The following is a 4,882-nucleotide window of genomic DNA, read 5'->3' on the forward strand; positions in this document are numbered from 1 at the left end:
GGTGGTCGACGTGGCCGGCCTCGACCAGGCCGTGCATGGCGGTGTCGATCGACGGTGCGGCCCCGCCCTTGCCGTGCAGGCAGTAGTCGAACGCGGCGACCATCTCGTCCTCGCGCTCCACGCCCGGGTAGACGCCCTTGAGCGCGCGCAGCCGGTCGAGGCGGAGCACGGCGAGCCCGGACCCCTTCAGCGTGCCGAGGTCGCCGCCGGAGCCCTTGACCCAGAGCAGCTCGACCTCCTCGCCGGTGACCGGGTCGGGCGCGGCGCCCTTGGCGGAGGTGTTGCCGCCCGCGTAGTTGGTGTTGCGCGGGTCGGCTCCCAGGCGGTGAGAGCGTTCCAGCAGTTCCTTGATGACTTCCATGATCGGTCAGGCCCCCCAGCCGGCCTGGGTTCCGCCGACACGCTCGGCGGCGATTTTCTCGAAATATCCGGACTTTGCGTACGCGGTCATCGGGTCGGGCGCCAGCCCCGACTCCTCACGCAGCTCGGCGAGCAGCGGCCGCACGTCGGTGTTGTAGGCGTCCATGAACACGGCGTTCGCGCCCAGCACGTCGCCCTCGGTCTGCGCGGCGGCCAGCGCCTCGCGGTCCACGAGCAGGGCCTTGGCGGTGGCCTCCTGGACGTTCATGACCGAGCGGATCTGGCCCGGGATCTTGGGCTCGATGTTGTGGCACTGGTCCAGCATGAACGCCACGCCGGTCTCGGGGTCGAGTCCGCCGCCGCGTACCACCTCGAACATGATGCGGAAGAGCTGGAACGGGTCCGCCGCCCCCACCATGAGGTCGTCGTCGGCGTAGAAGCGGGAGTTGAAGTCGAACCCGCCGAGCTTGCCCTCGCGCAGCAGGAACGCCACGATGAACTCGATGTTGGTGCCCGGCGCGTGGTGCCCGGTGTCCACCACGACCTGCGCCTTGGGGCCGAGCTTGACGCAGTGGGCGTACGCGGTGCCCCAGTCGGGCACGTCGGTGGCGTAGAAGGCGGGCTCGAAGAGCTTGTACTCCAGCAGGAAGCGCTGGCCCTCACCGAGCCGGTCGTAAACCTCGGCCAACGACTCGGCCAGGCGGTCCTGGCGGGACCTGATGTCGTCCTGGCCCGGGTAGTTGATGCCGTCGGAGAACCAAAGCTTGAGCGTGTCGGACCCGGTGGCGTCCATGATGTCCACGCACTCCAGCAGGTGGTCGGTGGCCTTGCGGCGCACCCGCGCGGAGGGGTTGGTGACGCTGCCGAGCATGTAGTCGTCGTCCTGGAAGACGTTGGAGTTGATCGCTCCGATGCCCACACCCAGGTCGCGGGCATGCCTGGCCAGATCGGCGTAGTCGTCCACCTTGTCCCACGGGATGTGCAGGGCGACCGTGGGGGCGATGCCGGTGTACGCGTGCACCTGGGCGGCGTCGGCGAGTTTCTCGTACGGGTCGCGCGGCACCCCCTTCTGTGCGAACACCTTGAACCTCGTGCCGCTGTTGCCGTACGCCCAGGACGGCGTCTCGATGTGCTGCGCCCGCAGCGCGGCCTTGATGTCAGTCATTGCTCCCCGATCAATCCAGGTGGAAAACTTCGGCCAGCGGGTGCATGCCCTCGTCGGGCCGCCCGTCGAGGCTCTCGAAAAACGGCGCCATCTCGGCCTGCCAGCGGGCGTTGACCTCGGTCTCGGCCATCGCCTTCTTGGCGGCCTCGAAGTCCTCGGTCTCCAGATAGCCCACGAGGAGGCCGTCGTCTCTCAGGAAGAGCGAGTAGTTGTGCCAGCCGGTGCGCGCGAGCGCCTCTCGCATCTCCGGCCAGACGTCTCGGTGGCGTTCGCGGTACTCCGCCAGCCGCTCTGGGCGGACTTTCAGCAGGAAGCAGACGCGTTGCACTGACACTCCCTTCAAAACGTTTTAATCCCTCGTGCAGGAAACTATGATTCCTGGTGCTCGCTGTCAATGCGCCCCCGGCCCCCGGCGAACCGGGCCGCCCGCATCGCAACGATGACACGTTTTAACGCCGATCTTCGTGCCACGGGCCCGCCGCCGCACAGCACGCCTTCCGGGCGGCGGGACGGCTGCTCCCGCCGCGGCTAACCGCTTTAACGCATCGCGTCGTGATATTTCGGACATGGTGTGCTGCACCTCCGTGCGGAGACTGGGGGATGACCGGTGGTACCGCTTCCTCTGGGAGCCCTTTCCGGTGGCTCAGAGGCGGTGGCGGCGGGCCGCGGCCACCGCCACAGGCGTCAGGCGGGGATCACGCGGACGTCGCCCGCCGCCACCGTGACGGGGCCGCCCGTGGGCGGCGTCACGACCGCGTCCTCGCTCGTGTGGTTGATGGCGAACAGGTAGGAGCGGCCGTCGGCGTGCGAGCGCCGCACCACCTCCACCCCGGCGGGGGCGTCGGCGACGGGCCCGACCCCGGCCTCGGCCGTGACGGCAGCGATGACCTCGGCCAGGCCGTCGTCGTCGAGCCTGGTGGTGAGGTAGTGCGCGAACCCCTCACCCCACTCGTTGCGGGTCCAGGCGGGCTCCCCGGTGGCGTACGTGTCGAGCACCTTCGCTCCGGTGGCCTGGGCCACCTCGCTCCACACGCTCCCCGACCACCCCGAGGCCAGCTCGAGCGGCCCGTCCAGGGGGAAGAACTCCTCGACGGTCACACCCAGGAGATCGCGCCACGCGCCCGGGTAGCCACCGAGCCGCACCCGATCATGCTCGTCCACGATCCCGCTGTACGGGCCAACCAGCACGATCCCGCCCCGCTCCACGAACCGGGCGAGGTTGGCCGCCCCCGCGTCGCTCACCAGGTACAGCGCGGGCACCAGCACCAGCCGGTAGCCGGTCAGGTCGCCCTCGGGATGGGCCAGGTCGCAGGTGACGCCGGCCTGCCAGAGCGCGGCATGCCAGCGCTTGGCCTCCTCCACCGGGTCCATCTCGGAGCTGGGCTGCGCGGGGTGGTCCTGAGCCCACACGCTGGAGTGGTCGATGAGGATCGCGACGTCGGCCTCGACCGTGCTGCCCGCCACGCCGGCGAGCCCGGCCAGCTCGGCGCCGAGCGCGGTCACCTCGCGCCAGACCTTGGTGTTCGTGCCCGCGTGCGGCAGCATCGCCGAGTGCCACTTCTCCGCGCCCGTGCGGGAGGCCCGCCACTGGAAGAACATGATCCCGTCCGCGCCCCTGGCCAGGTGGGACAGGGAGTTGCGGCGCAGCTCGCCCGGGGTCTTGGCGAGGTTGCGCGGCTGCCAGTTGACCGCGCTGGTCGAGTGCTCCATCAGCAGCCACGGCCGGCCGCCGTTGAGCGAGCGGGCGTAGTCGGCGGCGAAGGCCAGGTCGATGTGCGGCTCCGCGCGGGCGCCGATCAGGTAGTGGTCGGTGGAGACCACGTCCATCTCCGCGGCGAAGGCCCAGCAGTCCATGTCCCAGTGCGCGCCCGCCATCAGGTTGGTGGTCGCGGGCACGTCGGGGCTGATCTTCTTGAGCAGGTCGCGCTCGGCGATGTAGAGCTCGACCAGCGCGTCGGAGCTGAAGCGGCGGTAGTCGAGCTGCTGGCCCGGGTTGGGCAAGGTCGGGGTGGCGCGCGGCGGCAGGATCTGGGACCACTCGCTGTAGCGCTGGGACCAGAACGCGGTGCCCCACGCGTCGTTGAGCTCGTCGAGCGAGGAGTAGTGCGAGCGCAGCCAGGCGCGGAAGGCCGCGGCCGAGGTGTCGCAGTAGCAGCGCGCGTTGTGGCAGCCGTACTCGTTGTGCACGTGCCACAGGGCCAGGGCCGGGTGGTCGTGGTAGCGGGTGGCCACCTGCTCGGCGACGCGCAGCGCCTTCTCGCGGTAGATCGGCGAGCTCGGGCAGAAGCCCTGCCTGCTGCCGTGGTACAGCCGCCGCCCGTCGGCGTCGACCGGCAGCGCCTCCGGGTACGCGTCGCCGAACCAGGGCGGCGGGGAGGCGGTCGGCGTGGCCAGGTTGGCCTTGATCCCGTTCGCGGCCAGCAGGTCCATCACGCGGTCGAGCCAGTCGAACTCGAACACGCCCTCCGCCGGCTCGAGCAGCGACCAGGAGAAGATGCCGACGCTGACCCGGTTGACGCCGGCTTCGTGCATCAGCGCGACGTCCTGCTCCCACATCTCCTCGGGCCACTGCTCTGGATTCCAGTCCCCGCCGTAGGCGATGACGTCCGGCATGAAACCTGCCTTTCGAATAACTGTTAGCGCTCACAGCGTGTTACGCCTGCGTTTACGGGGGATTAAAACGTTCCTCAACGGAGTCGCACAAGGCCTTTGGCGGCGCCGCGAGCGAGTTCTCGCTGATCAACACGGGTGATTGCCCAGGCAGGCGGCCCGAATCGAGGTGCGACCCGTGATGTTGGCGTTACTCGAACGTTATGAAACTAGGAGATCCGCGCACGAGTGCGCTTCCCGATACAAACGTTTTACGCAAAGCGGCCCAGATGCACGCTCGGCGACAGGCCCCAACCGCGTTCCACCGGCGCATCGACTGGCACAAAGGCCGTTTGTACGTTTTAATAGATCCTCATGGCCCTGGTCAGCATCAAGGACGTCGCCGCGTACGCCGGCGTGTCCCCAGGCACGGTCTCCAACGTACTGAACCGGCCCGGCAAAGTCGCCCCCGCCACCCGGGAGCGCGTGCAGGCGGCGATCAACGAGCTGGGGTTCGTCCGCCACGGCTCGGCCTCGACGCTGCGCGCCGGGCACAGCAGGACGATCGGCCTGAGCGTGATCGACATCGGCAACCCGTTCTTCACCGAGGTCGCGGCCGGGGTCGAGGACGTGGCCAGCGAGCTGGGTTACGCGGTGATCCTGGGCAACTCCGCGGGCTCGCAGGACAAAGAGGACCGCAACCTGCGGGTGCTGGCCGAGCACCGGGTGCGCGGCGTGCTGATCACCCCGTCCGGCGAGGACCCCGGC

Annotated in this window: 5 protein-coding genes and 1 pseudogene; 1 reads left to right on the top strand and 5 read right to left on the bottom strand. The window is 69.4% G+C overall.

Annotation, left to right across the window (positions count from 1 at the left end):
- From AB0J09_RS56230 to AB0J09_RS56250, 5 genes and pseudogenes are all read right to left on the bottom strand, one after another.
- Positions 1–361: pseudogene (locus AB0J09_RS56230) on the bottom strand (bifunctional rhamnulose-1-phosphate aldolase/short-chain dehydrogenase); the annotation flags it as partial.
- 6 nt (positions 362–367) lie between these two features.
- On the bottom strand, positions 368–1,525 hold the full coding sequence (gene rhaI / locus AB0J09_RS56235) for an L-rhamnose isomerase (RefSeq protein ID WP_360710748.1): 1,158 nt from the start codon (positions 1,523–1,525) through the stop codon (positions 368–370).
- A 10-nt stretch (positions 1,526–1,535) separates the two neighbouring features.
- Positions 1,536–1,853, bottom strand: coding sequence for an L-rhamnose mutarotase (locus AB0J09_RS56240; protein ID WP_360710751.1), 318 nt, complete (start codon positions 1,851–1,853; stop codon positions 1,536–1,538).
- Between the two features lie 63 nt (positions 1,854–1,916).
- A complete protein-coding gene (locus tag AB0J09_RS56245; RefSeq protein WP_360710754.1) occupies positions 1,917–2,093 on the bottom strand; it encodes a twin-arginine translocation signal domain-containing protein in 177 nt (58 codons plus the stop codon).
- A gap of 116 nt (positions 2,094–2,209) precedes the next feature.
- Positions 2,210–4,138: a beta-galactosidase gene (locus tag AB0J09_RS56250; RefSeq protein ID WP_360710757.1), complete on the bottom strand. Its 1,929-nt coding sequence runs from the start codon at positions 4,136–4,138 to the stop codon at positions 2,210–2,212.
- Between the two features lie 351 nt (positions 4,139–4,489).
- Here AB0J09_RS56250 and AB0J09_RS56255 point away from each other — a divergent pair.
- Positions 4,490–4,882 (top strand): LacI family DNA-binding transcriptional regulator (locus tag AB0J09_RS56255; protein ID WP_360710760.1); only part of this gene is annotated, 393 nt, incomplete at its 3' end.

It is taken from the genome of Nonomuraea sp. NPDC049784 (assembly GCF_040659615.1).
GTDB lineage: Bacteria > Actinomycetota > Actinomycetes > Streptosporangiales > Streptosporangiaceae > Nonomuraea.

What these genes read in the sequence shown, in the direction of transcription:
- rhaI (WP_360710748.1), bottom strand. Translation starts at nt 1,525, where the DNA reads ATGACTGACATCAAGGCCGCGCTGCGGGCGCAGCACATCGAGACGCCG.
- AB0J09_RS56245 (WP_360710754.1), bottom strand. Translation starts at nt 2,093, where the DNA reads ATGTCCGAAATATCACGACGCGATGCGTTAAAGCGGTTAGCCGCGGCG.
- AB0J09_RS56250 (WP_360710757.1), bottom strand. Translation starts at nt 4,138, where the DNA reads ATGCCGGACGTCATCGCCTACGGCGGGGACTGGAATCCAGAGCAGTGG.